Origin of the sequence: Kribbibacterium absianum, assembly GCF_030067705.1 — a bacterium.
Taxonomy (GTDB): domain Bacteria; phylum Actinomycetota; class Coriobacteriia; order Coriobacteriales; family Atopobiaceae; genus Kribbibacterium; species Kribbibacterium absianum.
The window spans coordinates 117,436-132,136 of sequence record NZ_JASJEX010000004.1; the positions used below are offsets into that span (position 1 = coordinate 117,436).

Below are 14,701 nucleotides of genomic sequence, written 5' to 3' on the forward strand. Positions count from 1 at the left end.
GCCTACCTCCTCTTGTGACGGTCGGACGCGCCGCGCCGGTCCCGGACCTCCGGCCCGCGCGACGGCCGCAGCCGGTCCGAGGAGCTGCGACCCAGCTCGATCCTCTCGCGACCAGACCCGTCGCGGACCACTCGCGCCTCCGGGTGCGCCTCGAGGCCCCGCTGCCCGAACCCGCGACGCTCGGAACGGCCGGCCCCTGTCGTCGCCGAGCCCTCTGTGCGACCCGGCGCCCCCGACGCGGACCCACCGTCGAGCACTCGGAACGAGCGGGCGCGAGGCTCACCGGCGGTCGAGCCCTCCACGCCCGGCTGACGAGCGGGAGCGGCGACGACAGCGAGCGCCCGGCCCCCTTGCGGCGCCGCACCCTCTTGCACCATGGACAACGAGCGACGGCGACGCTCCCCGTCCGTCTCCGGCAGCCGGGTCGCACGTGCGACGGAGAGGATCATGCCTACGCCGAGCATCGACCCCATCATCGCAGACCCGCCGTAGCTCACGAACGGGATGGCCTTGCCGGACATCGGGAAGAGCCCGAGCACCCCGAGGGCGTTGAGCAGGAATGCGCCCACGAACAGCATCGCGCACCCGAGCACGATCAGCTGTCCCAGCTCGTCCGGCGCTTGCTCGGCGATCTTGAGGGACGACCAGAGGAGCAGCCCGAACAGGGCCATAAGGGCGACGACGCCCACCGCCCCCAGCTCCTCGCCGATGACGGCCAGGATGAAGTCGTTGTGCATCTCGGGCAGGTAGGCGTACTTCTGGCTGCCCATCCCGAGCCCGACCCCGAGCAGGCCGCCGGAGCCGAACGCGTAGAAACCCTGGGTGACCTGGTACCCGTCGCCGTACGGGTCCGCCTCCGGGTTGAGCATCGTCAGGAAGCGCTGGCGCGAGTACTCGTCCCTCAGGGAGATGACAAAGAACAGGACGACCGCAACGACACCGGCACGCGCGAGCGTGCGCCGGTCCCAGGCGCCAGAGTCCCACACCATGCAGAAGAGTGCGGCACAGATGATGAACGTCGTCCCCTTGTCGGGCTGCATGAGGACCATGAGCACGAGCACGAGGATCGGCGCCGCCTGGCGCAACGCCTCGGTCCAGTGAGGCGCCCGGCCGCCCCAGCGGCAGAGCAGCTGCGCCGCAGCTGCGACCACGACGAACTTCACGAACTCCGCAGGCTGGAGGGTCAGCCCCGCGATCGAGATCCAGCGCGAGGCGCCATGGGACGCCACGCCGATCACGAGAACGCAGAGCAGCACGACGAACGAGGCACCCATGATGAGCTTGAGACCGATGCCCGACGCCCACGCGTGGTAGTCGACCTTCCAGGCCACGAGCATGAGGAACAGGCCGATGCCGAGGGAGACGAGCTGTTTGACCAGGTAGTAGGACGGGTCGTCGGCCGCCGTGAGCCCCTTGATGGACGACGCCGAGTACACCATGGCCAGGCCGAAGGCCACGAGCCCGAACACCGAGGCCGCGAACAAGAGGCGCGGCACCATGATCGGCGCCGGAACGCGCCGAATCCTGTCCTCCCACCGGCCGAGCCAGCCGGCCTTCGCAGCCCGGGGGCGCCGGGTGGCGGCCGCAGCCTCGTTCGAGCGCGCCATCTACCGCTCCTCCGCCAGGTCGCGTTCAAGCGAGCGCCGCTCGTCGTCGGCGAGCTCGCGCACGAGGTCCTTGAACCGGTGCCCGCGCTCCTCGAAGCCGCTGAACTCGTCGTAGCTGGAGCACGCCGGGCTCAGGAGCACCACGTCCCCCGGCTCGGCGACGGCGCGGGCGGCCTCGACGGCATCGGCCATGTGCGGGGCGTACAGCACGCGGCAGCCGGCGAGCTCGAGCGCGGCGCCGAGGCGACCCTGGGCCTCGCCGTAGGCGACGACGCACTTCACCTGCGCGGCGAGCACGTCGCAGAAGCTCGTCAGGTCGCCCCCTTTGTCGTGACCGCCCACGAGCACGACGACGCGGCCGGCCGGGAAGGACCCGACGGCCTTCTCGACGGCGTCGGTGTTGGTGGCCTTGGAGTCGTTCACGTAGCGCACGCCCGCAACGGTCGCGACCGGCTCGATGCGGTGCTCGAGCGGCGCGAACCCTACGAGCGCCCGGCTCACGACCGCAGGGTCTGCGCCCACAAAGAGCGCGGCCGCTGCGGCCACCAGGGCGTTGGCGTAGTTGTGCGGCCCTTCCAGCCCAAGCTCGTCCGTGCGCGGCAGCTCGTCACGCTCGCCGTCGAGCTCCACGATGAGACGGCCGTCCTGCAGGTAAGCGCGGTTGGGGCTGTCCGGGACGCGCGTCACGGACACGCGGCACGGGGCGAGCCCCCTCTCGTCCAGCTCGTCCGCGATACGCGCGCACTCGGGGTCGTCGACCACGAGCACCGGCAGGTCGCCCACGCCCAGGTTCGCGAAGATGCGCTCCTTGGCGGCGATGTAGTTGGCGTGCGTCCGGTGCCACTCCGCATGGTCCGGCGTGATGTTGAGCAGGCACGCCACGCGGGGCTCGAGCCTCTCGGTGGTGGCCAACTGGAAGCTCGAGAGCTCCGCGACGATCCACTCGTCCGGGCGGCGGCGCGCCACCTCGCCGATCACGTTGGGGCCGATGTTGCCTACCGCTGCGGCCGGCATGCCGCAGGCGTTGAGGAGGTGGGCCGTGAGGGACGTGGTGGTGGTCTTGCCGTTGGTGCCGGTGATGCCGATCCAGCGCTCGGGGCTCTCCTCCCAAGCGAGCTCCGGCTCGCCGATGACCCGGCGGCTCGCGGCGCGCGCGTTGCCGAAGAGGTCGGAGAACTCGGAGATGCCCGGGCTCGCGACCGCGAGGTCGAAGGCGCCGCTCACGTCGTCGGTGCCAAGCACGACGGTGGCCCCCAGCTCGGAGAGCCGTGCCGCGCGGTCGCCGGGAGCGCTCTTGGCGCCCCCAACGACGGTCACGCTCGACACCCGATCCGCCCCAAGGCCAAGCAGGTACCGCGCCACGGCCTCGGCCGTCTGGCCCATGCCAAGCACCACAACGTCGCCCAGGAAGCCCTGGTCACCCATAGCAATGTCCCTCCCCCGCCCGCGGGGGCGGAAGTCCTCAAACTAACCCAGCTGGAAGTACAGCGCGAACCCGAGGGCCGCGAACGCGGCCGAGACGATCCAGAAGCGGATCACCACCTTGGTCTCGCTCCAGCCCTTCTTCTCATAGTGATGGTGCAGCGGCGCCATCAGGAACACGCGCTTGCCGGTCTTCTTGAAGCTCACCACCTGGATCATCACCGAGAGGGCCTCGACAATGAAGAGGCCGCCCATGATGAGCGACGTGACCTCGGTCTTCGTCAGGACCGCAAGGGTCGCGAAGCCGGCGCCGAGCGCCAGGGACCCCGTGTCGCCCATGAAGACCTGGGCCGGGTAGCAGTTGAACCAGAGGAAGCCCACGCACGCGCCGGCGATGGCCGCCGCGTACACGGCGAGGGACAGCTCGTTGTAGCGGTAGCACACCATGGCCATGAAGACCATCACGGTGAGCACGCAGCCAGAGGCGAGCCCGTCGAGACCGTCCGTGAGGTTGACCGCGTTGGACAGGCCGGCGAGCAGCAAAAAGACGAAGACCACGTAGAGCCACGGGATCTGGAAGTCGGACCCGTTGACCGGGATCGTCGTGGTGAGGACGCCGAGGTCGATGGTGAACCCGCCCGGGAAGCGCACGGTGGGCTCGATGCCCACCCAGTTCACGGCGGCCAGACAGAACGCCACCGAAATCGTGGTGAGGCCGATCATCTTCTGCGTCGGCGTGAGGCCCAGCGAGCGCCCGTGGGACACGGACTCGATGTCGTCGGCCAGCCCGAGGAACGCGGTGGCGTAGGTCGCGAGCACCGCAAGGACGAGCGCCGGCGTCCAGTGCGCGAAGAGCGCGACGGTCACAAGAATGGAGAGGAGGATCACCACGCCGCCCATCGTGGGGGTGCCCTGCTTCACCAAGTGGGTCTGCGGGCCGTCTGCCCGCACCTGTTGGCCGATGCCGTCGCGCTTGAGGAACCGGATGAACGGCGGCATGAGCAGGATCGCACAGACCACGGCGCAGCCGAACGTCAAAAAGACGGTGTAGGTGGGGTACGCGGGAGTGCCGAGCATCAGGCGTGCACCTCCTTCACAAAGCGGTCAAGGCCCACCGAGCGGGAGCCTTTGACGAGCACCACGTCCCCGGGCTCGAGGATCGGGGCGACCACGCGGACCGCCTCGTCGACATCGGCCACGAGGACGCAGCGGTCCTCCGAGAAGCCCATCGTGCGGGCCGCCTCCTCCATCGTGGCCGCGTCCTCGCCGCCCACGAAAACCGCGAGGTCGACGGGCTTTGCCGCCAGGTACGCCCCCATCAGGCCGTGCAGCACGCGCGCCTCGTCGCCGAGCTCGCCCACCTGGCCGAGCACCGCCACGCGGCGACCCTCGCAGGCCATCTGGGCGAGGAGGTCGAGGGCGGCGGCCACCGAGGCCGGGCTCGCGTTGTAGCAGTCGTCGATGATGCGGAACCCGCGGGCCCCTTCGAGCACACGGGAGCGCATCGGCGACGGCTCGAGAGCCTCCGCGGCGCGGGCGGCCTGGTCGAGCGAGACGCCCACCCGCTCGGCGCACCCGGCGCAGAGCAGGAAGTCCGGCACGTTCTGGCGCCCCGTGAGCCGAAGCGTCACGCGAGCGGACTCGCCCTCGGACGCGACCGAGAAGCTCGGGTGCCCATGGTCGTCGACCTCGACGTCGGACGCGCGCACCGCGTCCCCCTCATGCTCGCCCACGCGCACCACCGGCACGCCCTGGGGCGCCGCGAACGTCTCCGCGATGAACGGCGTGAAGTCGTCGCCCGAGCAGAGCACGAGCGCCGGGTCCACAGGCTCAAAAGCCGGGAGAGGGTCGGCGAGCCACCGGACGCACTCGGACTTGGCCCGGGCGATGTTCTCACGGGAGCCCAAAAAGCCGATGTGGGCGGTGCCGATGTTCGTGACGCAGGCCACCTGCGGGCGCGTCACACGACAGATGCGGTCGATCTCGTGCCAGTGGTTCATGCCCATCTCGCACACGAGGGCCTCGATGTCGTCCGGCGCCTCGAGCACGGTGAGCGGCGCCCCGATCACCGAGTTGAAGTTGCCTTTGGTGCTGTGGACCCGGTAGCGGGTCGCAAGAGCCGCGGCGAGCATGTCCTTGGTGGTCGTCTTCCCCACCGAGCCCGTCACGCCCACGACCACCCAGTCCTGCCGCTCGCGGTACCAAGCGCCGAGCCGCTCGAGGAACCCCTCGGCGTTGTCGTCGGCTGCGCGGAGGAGGCAGCGGCCGGGCTGTTCGGCAAGGGTCACGACCGACGCCTCTGGCTCCCGGGTCATCACGACCACCGCGGCGCCGGCCTCGAAGGCCGCCATCGCGAAATCGTTGCCGTCGACGTTCTCGCCCGGGAAGCAGACGAACGTGTCGCCGTCGCTCACCGTGCGGGAGTCGATGCAGAAGGCCGAGACGGCGACCGAGCCGTCCCCGGCCACCAAGGAGGCGCCCGCTATCCGGGCCGTCTCCTGTGCGCTCTCGTGGTACATGTCGCTCCTCACCCCGGCTGGCCCCGAAATAGGCCACCGGGATCGCTTATGGCCTTCTCAGCTCACGACTCCGGGCTGACGCCCATGTCCAACAAGGCCTCGCCCATGATAGCCGAGAAGACCGGGGCCGCAGAAACGGAGGCGTGGTAGGGGACGCCGTTGAACGCAACGTACACGAGCACCTGCGGGTCCTTGGCCGGCGCGAAGCCCACGAGCGACGAGAGGAAGCTGTCGCTCTTGTAGCCCCCCGACTCGTCCGCCTGCTCGCCGGTGCCCGTCTTGGCCGCCACGTCGTAGCCATCGACGGCGGCGTTCTTGGCGGTGCCCTCCGTGACGACGGTCTCCATCACGTCGGTGACGGTCGCGGCCGTCTCAGGCGAGCAGGCCCGGGTGCCCTCGGGCCACTGCACCTTCTCGGTGCCCTTGTATATGAGGAAATGGGGCGTGGTGAGGACCCCTTTGTTCGCGATGGCCGCGACGGCGCGGGCGGTCTGGATCGTCGGGATCGCGAGGCCTTGGCCAAAGGCCATGACCCCGAGGTTCGTGACCGTGAAGCTGGGGCCGGCGGTCACCAGGCCCGAGACCTCGCCCGGATAGTCGATGCCCGTGGCCTGGCCAATGCCGAACGAGGCGAGGCCCTTCTGGTACGCGTCCGTGCCAATGGCCCGGCCCATGAGCACCGCACCGACGTTCGAGGACCGGCGCATGATCTCGCGGGGCGTCATCGACATCGCGTAGTCGCGGCCGTCGTCGTCCGTCACCGTGTCGTCGCCCACCTGGGTGGAGGCAGGCACGTCGAAGCTCGTCTCGGCCGTGAACGACCCGCTGTCGATGCCCACGGCCGTTGTGACCACCTTGAGGACGGAGCCCGGCTCGTAGGAGTCCGTCACGCTTCGGAGGGTGAGGGCCTCCGTGGCGGCCTCGGACGTGTCGGTGAGGTCGAGCAGCGGCGTGGTGCACGCGGCGAGGATCTCGCCGGTGCTCGGGTCGAGCGCGATCACGTGGCCGCTCTCCGCCTTGTAGGTCTCTTGGCCTTCGACGATCTGCCTCTCGGCCATCTCCTGCACGTCGATGTCGAGGGAGATCACGATGTCCGTGCCGTCCTGGGAGGCCGTCTCGCGGTACGCGCCACCGGCGATCGGGGTGCCGTCGCGTCCCATCTCCATCGTGCGCTCGCCGTCCACGCCCGAGAGGATGTCGTTGTACTGCAGCTCGAGGCCCGTCAGGCCGTCCCCGTCGGCGCCCACGACGCCGAGAATCTGGCCCGCGACGGCGCCATAGGGGTACACGCGCTTCATGTCGGGAAGCTCGTAGACGCCGGTGACCCCCGCCTTGGAGAGGGCGGCCACCACCTCGTCGGCCACCGAGGTGTCGACCTTCTTCTTGAGGTACACGAACGTGGTGTCCTGGGTGAGCGCGGAAAGGTAGTCCTGCGCGGTGCCCCCGAGCTGTTCCGCGAGCACCTGCGCGGCCGCATGGGCGTCCGAGACCTGCTTCGGGTCGCAATAGAGGGTCCGGCACTCCGCGCTCATGGCGAGCACGTTGCCGTTGCGGTCGTAGATGGTGCCGCGCTTGGCTTGGAGCGTCACCGTGTTGGTGCGGTTTGCCTCGGCCTTCGCCGCCAGACGCGGGCCGTCGATGACGGTCAGCCACAAGAGCTTGCCCACCGCGAGCACCGCGAGGGCCGCCACGAAGAGGAGCGGCACACGCATGCGCTCGAGGAAGGAGGCCCGGCGGCGGGACGGCTCCTCGTACGAGGAGCCCCGGAGGCGGCGGTCGCCGCGCGGGGCCCTTCGGCTGGTTCTGTTCTGTGGGTCGTGGTTCCTGCTCACAAGGCCCCTGTCGTCATCGGCGGGACCGTGCGGCCCGTCGTTCCTGTCCGGCTAAAAGGTCCGCCGGCGGGCCGCAACCAGGGCTCCTATCCGGCGTCTGGGACGTTGACCGTCAGCGTCTCCCCGGCGCCGACGTACACCATCCCGTAGTTCTGCGTCGCGATGGTCGTGATGCGCGACGCGTTCGAAAGCACCGAGGCCTCCATGCGGAGCTGCTTGCCCGTGTCCTCGGCCTCGCTCACCTGGGAGCGCAGCGTCGTGTTGTCCTGGAGCGTCGTCACCGTGCAGGCCGTGACGGCCACGCGGGCGAGCGCCAACACGAACACGAAGGCCACTGCGGCCAGGACGAAGACAAAGCCCTGAAGGAAGCGGGGCGTCACGCCCTCGCGCGCGCGGGCGTCGAGCCCCTTGCCCTCGACGACCTCGAAACGTGGAGCGACGGAGCGCCCGTGCGAGCGCTCCCGGCCGGTTCCTGCGTACAGGTCGACGGCCTCTGAGCCAAGGTAGTGCATGGGTGCCCCCAATGGTGCGGTGCGTTGCTGGTGCGGTGTGGTGCGTTTAGGCTGCGGTGGTAGTGCGGGTCGAGTGCGTTTGTGGTGCCCGCGCCTTTATCTCTTCGAACGGCCTCAGCCGCCCGTAGATAAAGCTGGAGTACATGGTGCGTTGGCCTCGCAGGGAGGCCGGTCGAAGCGGTCAGTGGGTGCCGAGTCTCACGGCGGCGCGGAGCTTCGCGCTCCTCGCCCGAGGATTGGCCTCGACCTCGTCGGCGGTCGCGACGACCGGCCGTTTGGTCAAGACCTCGATCGCCGGCACGTTCCCACAGACGCAGACGGGCAGGTCCGGAGGGCAGGTGCACCCTTGGGAGAGCTCGCCGAAGAGCCGCTTGACGATGCGGTCCTCGAGGGAGTGGTAGGAGATGACGCAGATCCTGCCGCCCGGGTTGAGCCACCGCACCGCTGCCTCCAGGCCGCGCTGGAGCACGTCCAGCTCGCCGTTCACCTCGATGCGCAGCGCCTGGAAGGCCTTGCGCGCCGGGTGTTTCGCGCGGCGGTCGCGGGCCGGGTACGCGCCCGCGACGATGTCGGCCAACTGGAGCGTGGTCTCGATCGGGGCCTGCGCGCGCCGGCGGCACACCGCTCTCGCGATGGCCGCGGCGTGGCGCTCGTCCCCAAAGGTCCGGAGGATTCGGGCGAGGTCGGCTTCGTTGTAGGTGTTGATGACCTCTGCTGCGGTTAGGGTCTGTGTCCCCGAATCCATCCGCATGTCCAGCGGGGCGTCCTCGTGGAACGAGAAGCCCCGCTCAGGCACGTCCAGTTGCGGGCTCGAGACACCGAGGTCGAAGAGGAAGCAGTCGACCCCGGGCACCTCGGCCTCAAGGAGCAGGTCGTCCAGGTCGCCGAAGTTTCCTTTCAGGAATCGGTGGCGACCGGGGTGCCGTTGCTCCGAGAAGCGCTCAGTGGCAGCGGCCAACGCCGCGTCGTCCTGGTCGATCCCAATCGAAAGGCCGGTCGGTGCGACCTTGTCGGCGAGGGCCAGCGTGTGGCCGGCCCCGCCCAGCGTGCAATCGCACACCGTGTCCCCCGGCTGGGGATCGAGCAGCTCGAGCACCTCGGGAAGCAGCACGGGAATGTGCCGGTATTCGTCTGTCAACTGGGTCACTCCCTTGGAACGCCTCAGGCCTCGCCGAACATCAGGAAGTCAAAGTCCTCGGCGAAGTCCGCCTGAAGCTTCTCCCAGGCCTCCACGTTCCAGACCTCGAAGTGGTCGTCGTTGCCCACGACCATGACCTCCTGTCCCAGGCCGAGCTTCTCGCGGACGTCCTCGCGAACCTTCCCGAGCGCGATGCGCCCGGCCGAGTCGATGTCGACCCGGATGGAAAGGCCGTTGAGGTACCGCTTGAGCTCCACCTGGCGCTTGTCCCCGGGCTTGAAGCCATCCGGGAACATGCTCTCCACGTACGCCCTGTGCCCCTCAGGGGTGAACCCGTACAGCGCGTCTTTGGTGGGCAGGAGGACGACGGTGCGATCGAACTCGCGACGGAACTCAGCAGGAAGGGTGAGGCGCACCTTGGAGTCAAGGCTATGCTTCTTGCTTCCTGTCAGATACATCGACAATCCCCCGCGTTAACCGCCGTGCCCCGGCTCCCCCGCCAGCGCACGCTTGAGATTCTAAGAGCAGCTGCCCCTTTTCGCAACACTTCCCCCCACCTTGTCCCCCCTACTCCCCCTTCCGATATTTTGTGCGTCTTCCTAGGGCAACACACCGCATCTGGTACGGGAACAAGCGTTGCCTAGATATGAGGATTACAACTTTTTGCCAGCGAAAAGGTGTTCTGAGAATTGAGAAACCCCGGCTCACAAAACTGGGGACATGAGCGCACAGTTGCTTTGTTGATGTATCATTGACAACGTTTTTTTAATTACATTCTTGTCGGTATTCGCTCCCAGGTTTTTCTTTTCCGACCGGTTTCTATGCCTGAACGGCACCTGTCTGACTATGAGCGGCACTGCGCCATAACCGAGCGGCCACTCGCCTGGGCTGGGGAAAGGCAAGGAGTTACCCGCGCTCCTTTACCTCTCACATCGACGAGCGTGCGCTCAGGTTCCGTATCGGCCTATGGACGCGCCTCCACAATTCGCTTCAGACTGAAAGGAGGCCGTGCCGAAGCACGAAGAACAACGCCCCTCCCGTGCAGGAAGGGGCGTTGGATGCGAATGGAACGGCATGCAGGCACCAGGTGGGACAGAGTGGGAGGTCCTGGTGGGAGAAGGTGTGACACCCAGCCGCCAAGCTACGGGGTCTCCCCCTTGGGAAGCACCCTCAGCTGGACCGCCTCGACGCGCCTCGACTGCCCGGTGGTCCCCGCGATGCCGTTCTTCACCCAGCCCTGCCAGCCGATGCCCTGCACGTGGGCGCGAACCCACACGTCGTAGTTCTTCGCCATCTCCCCGGTCAGTCGCACCTGGACCGCCTCGACGCGCCTCGACTGCCCTGAGGTGCCGGCGGTCGCGCCGTCCTTCACCCAGCCCTGCCAGCCGATGCCCTGCACGTGTGCGCGATACTCGATGGACCCCGGAACCGGCTGCGTGGCCAGTCGGATGCGCAGAGCCTCGACGCGCAAGGAACGCCCGCTCGTCCCACAGAGCATGCCGTCCTGCGCCCAGCGTTGCCACCCGATGGTCTGCACGTGACCCTGGTAGGTCACCGACGGCACCACCGTGGGCGTCTGGCCTTTCGGAAGCACCTGAACCTGGATGTCCTCGACGCGCCTCGACTGCCCGGTGGTCCCCGCGATGCCGTTCTTCACCCAGCCCTGCCAGCCGATGCCCTGCACGTGGGCGCGAACCCACCCGTCGTAGCGCTCGGCCATCGTGCCCGTGAGCCTCACATGGACGGCCTCCAGGCGCTTGGACTTGCCGGTGGTCCCAGCGTCAGCACCGTTCCGAACCCATCCAGTCCAACCGAGACTCTGCACGTGCACCCGGTATTCCACAGAGCCGTCGTAGGGCTGCGACGTGAGCTTCAGGCCGAAAGCCTCGACGCGCTTGGACTGACCTGGCGTGCCGCACAGTGCGCCGTTCGTGACCCAGTCCATCCAACCATAGCTTTGGACGTGCCCTCGGTACGCGAGGTTCACCTTGTTAAGCGCCGCTCCCTTCTTGAGCACAGCGCCGCAGGAGCTGCACACTTGGTCGCCGGTGGAGCCGGGCAGCTTCGTGGTGGCCGTCACGACGTTCTTGGTCACGGGCGTATGGGCAAGCTTGGCCACGGCCTCGGTGGCCAGGGTGGCCCCGCAGCCCTTGCAGAGGGTGGCCTTGGCCCCCTCGGAGCGGCAGGTGGCCGCCTTGGTGACCCGGGCCTCGGTGCCGCCGGCGTGGGCGGCCGGGTCCTTGGCCACGGCCTCCCCTCCCGACACCGTGGTTCCGCAGTCCTTGGACACCTGGGCCTCGGTGCGCCCCTCCTTCTGGCAGGTGGCGGCCTGAGCAGGTTGGGTCTCAGTCTCATGGGCCAGGACCACGGCGGCGCCCTGTTTCGTCACTGCCTTGCAGCCCAAGCAGACGGTGTCGCCGGTGTAGCCGTCGCTCACGCAGGCCACGCGCTCCACCACGGTCGAGGCGTCCAGCTGCTGCGCCTTCACGCCATGATTGTTGGGATCCTTGGCCAGCACCAGCTCGTCCGATCCCACGGGAACAGCGGCGACCGCGTCCAAGAAGGACGCCCCACACCGCGCGCAGACCCAGTGATGCTTCAAGCCCGTCGCCGTGCACACGGGCGTGACGCCCGCGACCTCGATCAAGGAGTGCGAACCGCACTCATAGGAGAGTCCCAGCTCCAGCCCATACCGCATCTCATACGAGCCGGTCGACTCGTTCCACGCGTACACGTCGCACAGCAAGCGTGCGTCCTTGAAAGAGATGCCCGTGATGATGTAGTCGCTCGACACGTCCGGCTTGACCGTCTGGGCGAGCGTGCCGTCGGAGCCGTAGACATTGACCTGCTGGGCTGAGTTTGAGTAGATGTGCTCGCCGTCCGCCAGGACACGCCGGTAGGCGGAGCAGGTCCATCGACCGACCTCCTGCGCCTCGCTTCCAGGCAATGCCTCGGCCGTCGAGGACCCAACGGCCCGCTTCATCACCGCAGTGCCGTCAGCGTAGTAGAGGGAGCCGTCCAGATAGGCGAACGCACGGTTCGGGACGCTCGAGGACGACCACCACGGGTCGGCGATGGCGGTCGCCGTGGCGACCTGGCCGTTCGCCGCGCTCCACTCGGTGCCGTGCGCGCTGGTGGTGGTGGCGATCTGCTCGTTCGTGAGCAGGAAGTTCTCATGCTTCACCGTGTCCGCCGACAGGTTCATGGTGTCGTCGTCCCAGCAGCAGTCCACGTGGTACCACGAGCCGTTCACCCGTACGAGATTCCATGCGTGGTTGGGGTTCGTCGCCGACACCACGGTGCACTCGAGCCCCGCCTCGAGGCACAGCGCGCGATACGCCTCCGCGTAGCCCTGGCATGCCGCGCGGCCTTCCACCAAGACCCCGTAGGCGTAATCGGCATAGGTGGCGGACGCGGAGTAGTTGCAATGGGTCGCGACCCAGTCGTGCAGCAGCAACGCCTTCGTGACCTCGTCCGTCACCCCGTCCACGCAGGCCAGCGCCTGTGTCAGGCGCTCGAAGTACTGATCGATGTGCTCCTGGGTCCCGATATAGGGGCTGAACTCCACGGTCACCGTCTGCAGGTACCCGCCGGACGCTGCGACTGTGGGCGAGAGCGGGATCGCCATCCGGTAGAGCGGATGCGTCGTGATGATGTCCCTGCGAATGATGTAGGCCGTCGTCGAGTCGGGCACATGGAGGTCCGAGACGTCGACCGTCTCCTCGTGGTTGCGCCAGGCGCCATACAGCCGCTCCTGCAACGGCGTTTGGCCGGTGGCCGCCTCGGCAGCGCGAGGTGCGGGCAGCGCGCCCACGGCCAGCGCCACGACGAGCAGGACGACAAACGAGACGACAAGACGGCCGCAGCGCTTCATCGGGGTCCTTTCAAGGTATCTTAAGCCTTCGAGAGGATTATTCCATAGACGCGCGACAAAAAGGGAGGGCGCTCCAAGAGCGCCCTCCCCTGCAAGATCGAGCCTCTGATGCGCCGTCAGTAGCCGCGGTTTTCCGGCTCCTCGACGTCGCGCCGATCGACGCGGTCGTGATAGGCGATCGCCGCGCGCATGAACTCCCGGAAGAGCGGCTGCGGATGGGTCGGGCGGCTCTTGAACTCCGGATGGAACTGGGACGCCACGAACCACGGGTGCACTTCCTCCGGCAGCTCCACCATCTCCACGAGGCGCTCGTCGGGAGATAGGCCGCTCAAGCGCAGGCCGGCGCTCGTAAGGCGCTCGCGGAACGCATTGTTGACCTCGTAGCGATGACGGTGCCGCTCGTAGATGAGGTCCTCCCCGTAGGCCTCGCGCGCCAAGGTGCCCGGCATCACCTTGCAGGGGTACGCGCCCAGGCGCATCGTGCCACCCTTGTCGGAGACGTCCTCCTGGTCCGGCATCAGGTCGATGACGGGGTACTCGCAGTCCGGCACAAACTCCGTGGAGCTCGCGTCCGGCATGCCTGCGACGTTGCGCGCGTACTCGCACACGGCCACCTGGAGGCCGAGGCAGATGCCCAGGAACGGCACCTTGTGGGTGCGGGCGCGCTCGGCCGCGAGGATCTTGCCCTCGAGGCCCCGGATGCCGAAGCCGCCCGGAACGAGGATGCCGTCCGCGCCGCCCAGCACCTCCTCGACGTCGTCCTCCGAGAGGTTCTCGCCGTCGATGAGGTCGATGTCAACGTGACGACCGAAGAACACCGCCGCATGGTGCAGCGCCTCGATGATGGAGAGGTAGGCGTCGGGCAGCTGGGTGTACTTGCCCACCACGGCAATCCGCACGGGAGCGCCCTCGTGGTCCGCCCGGTGCATGGCCTTGGTGAACGCGTTCCACGGGCCGAGCTCGCGCTCCCGCGGGTCGAGGCCGAGGCGCTCGCAGACCTCCACGTCGAAGCCCTGGTCCGCCAGGTGCGCCGGCACGTCGTAGATGGACGGGCAGTCGGAGTTCTCGAAGACGTGGTCGGCCGGCACGTCGCAGAAGCTCGCGATCTTGGAGCGGATGGCCTCGTCCACCTCGTGGTCGCTGCGGCACACGATGAAGTCCGGCTGGATGCCCATGGACCTCAGCTCCTTGACGGAGTGCTGCGTGGGCTTCGTCTTCACCTCGTGGGCGGCGGAGATGTAGGGCACGAGCGACACGTGGATGAAGCAGACGTCCTCGGGGCCCTTCTCGTTGCGGAACTGGCGCATGGCCTCGACGAAGGGCTGTCCCTCGATGTCGCCGATGGTGCCGCCGAGCTCTGTGATCACGACGTCGGCGTCCGTGTGCTCCTCGATGCGGCGGAAGCGGTCCCGGATCTCGTTCGTGACATGCGGGATCACCTGCACCGTGCCGCCGAGAAAGTCGCCGGCCCGCTCGCGGCGGATCAGCGACTGGTAGATGAGGCCGGTGGTGAAGTTGGACTCGCGGGTGAGGTTCTCATTGATGAAGCGCTCGTAGTGCCCGAGGTCGAGGTCGGTCTCCTTGCCGTCCTCCGTGACGAACACCTCACCGTGCTGGAACGGGCTCATCGTGCCCGGGTCCACGTTGAGGTACGGGTCCGCCTTCTGCATCATCACCTTGTAGCCCCGGGATTTGAGAAGTCGTCCGAGGGAGGCCGCCGTGATCCCCTTGCCGAGAGAGGAGACGACGCCGCCGGTGACGAACACGTGCTTGGTCATGCGGACACCTGCGCAATCT

At 68.1% G+C, this 14,701-nt stretch carries 10 protein-coding genes; all 10 read right to left on the reverse strand.

Annotated elements, in window-relative coordinates:
• Positions 1-2 precede the first annotated feature (2 nt).
• A complete protein-coding gene (locus tag QJ043_RS08450; RefSeq protein WP_283713267.1) occupies positions 3-1,607 on the reverse strand; it encodes an FtsW/RodA/SpoVE family cell cycle protein in 1,605 nt (534 codons plus the stop codon).
• Positions 1,608-3,032 carry a UDP-N-acetylmuramoyl-L-alanine--D-glutamate ligase gene (gene murD / locus QJ043_RS08455; RefSeq protein ID WP_283713268.1) on the reverse strand — a complete coding sequence of 475 codons (1,425 nt, stop codon included), beginning with the start codon at positions 3,030-3,032 and terminating at the stop codon, positions 1,608-1,610.
• 42 nt (positions 3,033-3,074) lie between these two features.
• Entirely contained in the window at positions 3,075-4,106 is a 1,032-nt protein-coding gene (gene mraY, locus QJ043_RS08460) for a phospho-N-acetylmuramoyl-pentapeptide-transferase (protein WP_283713269.1), read from the reverse strand.
• Positions 4,106-5,548, reverse strand: a complete 1,443-nt coding sequence (locus QJ043_RS08465) for a UDP-N-acetylmuramoyl-tripeptide--D-alanyl-D-alanine ligase (RefSeq protein ID WP_283713270.1) — start codon at positions 5,546-5,548, stop codon at positions 4,106-4,108. The genes mraY and QJ043_RS08465 overlap by 1 nt, the downstream gene beginning before the upstream one ends.
• 62 nt (positions 5,549-5,610) lie before the next feature.
• Positions 5,611-7,260, reverse strand: a complete 1,650-nt coding sequence (locus tag QJ043_RS08470) for a peptidoglycan D,D-transpeptidase FtsI family protein (protein ID WP_283722798.1) — start codon at positions 7,258-7,260, stop codon at positions 5,611-5,613.
• A 206-nt stretch (positions 7,261-7,466) separates the two neighbouring features.
• Positions 7,467-7,892 carry a cell division protein FtsL gene (locus QJ043_RS08475; protein WP_283713272.1) on the reverse strand — a complete coding sequence of 142 codons (426 nt, stop codon included), beginning with the start codon at positions 7,890-7,892 and terminating at the stop codon, positions 7,467-7,469.
• Positions 7,893-8,073: 181 nt separating this feature from the next.
• Positions 8,074-9,030 (reverse strand): 16S rRNA (cytosine(1402)-N(4))-methyltransferase RsmH, encoded by a 957-nt coding sequence (gene rsmH / locus QJ043_RS08480; protein ID WP_283713273.1) that lies wholly within the window; start codon positions 9,028-9,030, stop codon positions 8,074-8,076.
• 23 nt (positions 9,031-9,053) lie between these two features.
• Complete coding sequence (locus QJ043_RS08485; protein WP_347177805.1) at positions 9,054-9,446, reverse strand: division/cell wall cluster transcriptional repressor MraZ; 393 nt, start codon at positions 9,444-9,446, stop codon at positions 9,054-9,056.
• A gap of 725 nt (positions 9,447-10,171) precedes the next feature.
• Positions 10,172-12,904 carry a transglutaminase domain-containing protein gene (locus QJ043_RS08490; RefSeq protein ID WP_283713275.1) on the reverse strand — a complete coding sequence of 911 codons (2,733 nt, stop codon included), beginning with the start codon at positions 12,902-12,904 and terminating at the stop codon, positions 10,172-10,174.
• A gap of 116 nt (positions 12,905-13,020) precedes the next feature.
• A complete protein-coding gene (pyrG, locus tag QJ043_RS08495) occupies positions 13,021-14,682 on the reverse strand; it encodes a CTP synthase (RefSeq protein WP_283713276.1) in 1,662 nt (553 codons plus the stop codon).
• Positions 14,683-14,701: the final 19 nt, after the last annotated feature.

What these genes read in the sequence shown, in the direction of transcription:
- pyrG (WP_283713276.1), bottom strand. Translation starts at nt 14,682, where the DNA reads ATGACCAAGCACGTGTTCGTCACCGGCGGCGTCGTCTCCTCTCTCGGC.
- mraY (WP_283713269.1), bottom strand. Translation starts at nt 4,106, where the DNA reads ATGCTCGGCACTCCCGCGTACCCCACCTACACCGTCTTTTTGACGTTC.
- QJ043_RS08470 (WP_283722798.1), bottom strand. Translation starts at nt 7,260, where the DNA reads ATGCGTGTGCCGCTCCTCTTCGTGGCGGCCCTCGCGGTGCTCGCGGTG.
- QJ043_RS08490 (WP_283713275.1), bottom strand. Translation starts at nt 12,904, where the DNA reads ATGAAGCGCTGCGGCCGTCTTGTCGTCTCGTTTGTCGTCCTGCTCGTC.
- QJ043_RS08465 (WP_283713270.1), bottom strand. Translation starts at nt 5,548, where the DNA reads ATGTACCACGAGAGCGCACAGGAGACGGCCCGGATAGCGGGCGCCTCC.
- QJ043_RS08475 (WP_283713272.1), bottom strand. Translation starts at nt 7,892, where the DNA reads ATGCACTACCTTGGCTCAGAGGCCGTCGACCTGTACGCAGGAACCGGC.
- QJ043_RS08450 (WP_283713267.1), bottom strand. Translation starts at nt 1,607, where the DNA reads ATGGCGCGCTCGAACGAGGCTGCGGCCGCCACCCGGCGCCCCCGGGCT.
- murD (WP_283713268.1), bottom strand. Translation starts at nt 3,032, where the DNA reads ATGGGTGACCAGGGCTTCCTGGGCGACGTTGTGGTGCTTGGCATGGGC.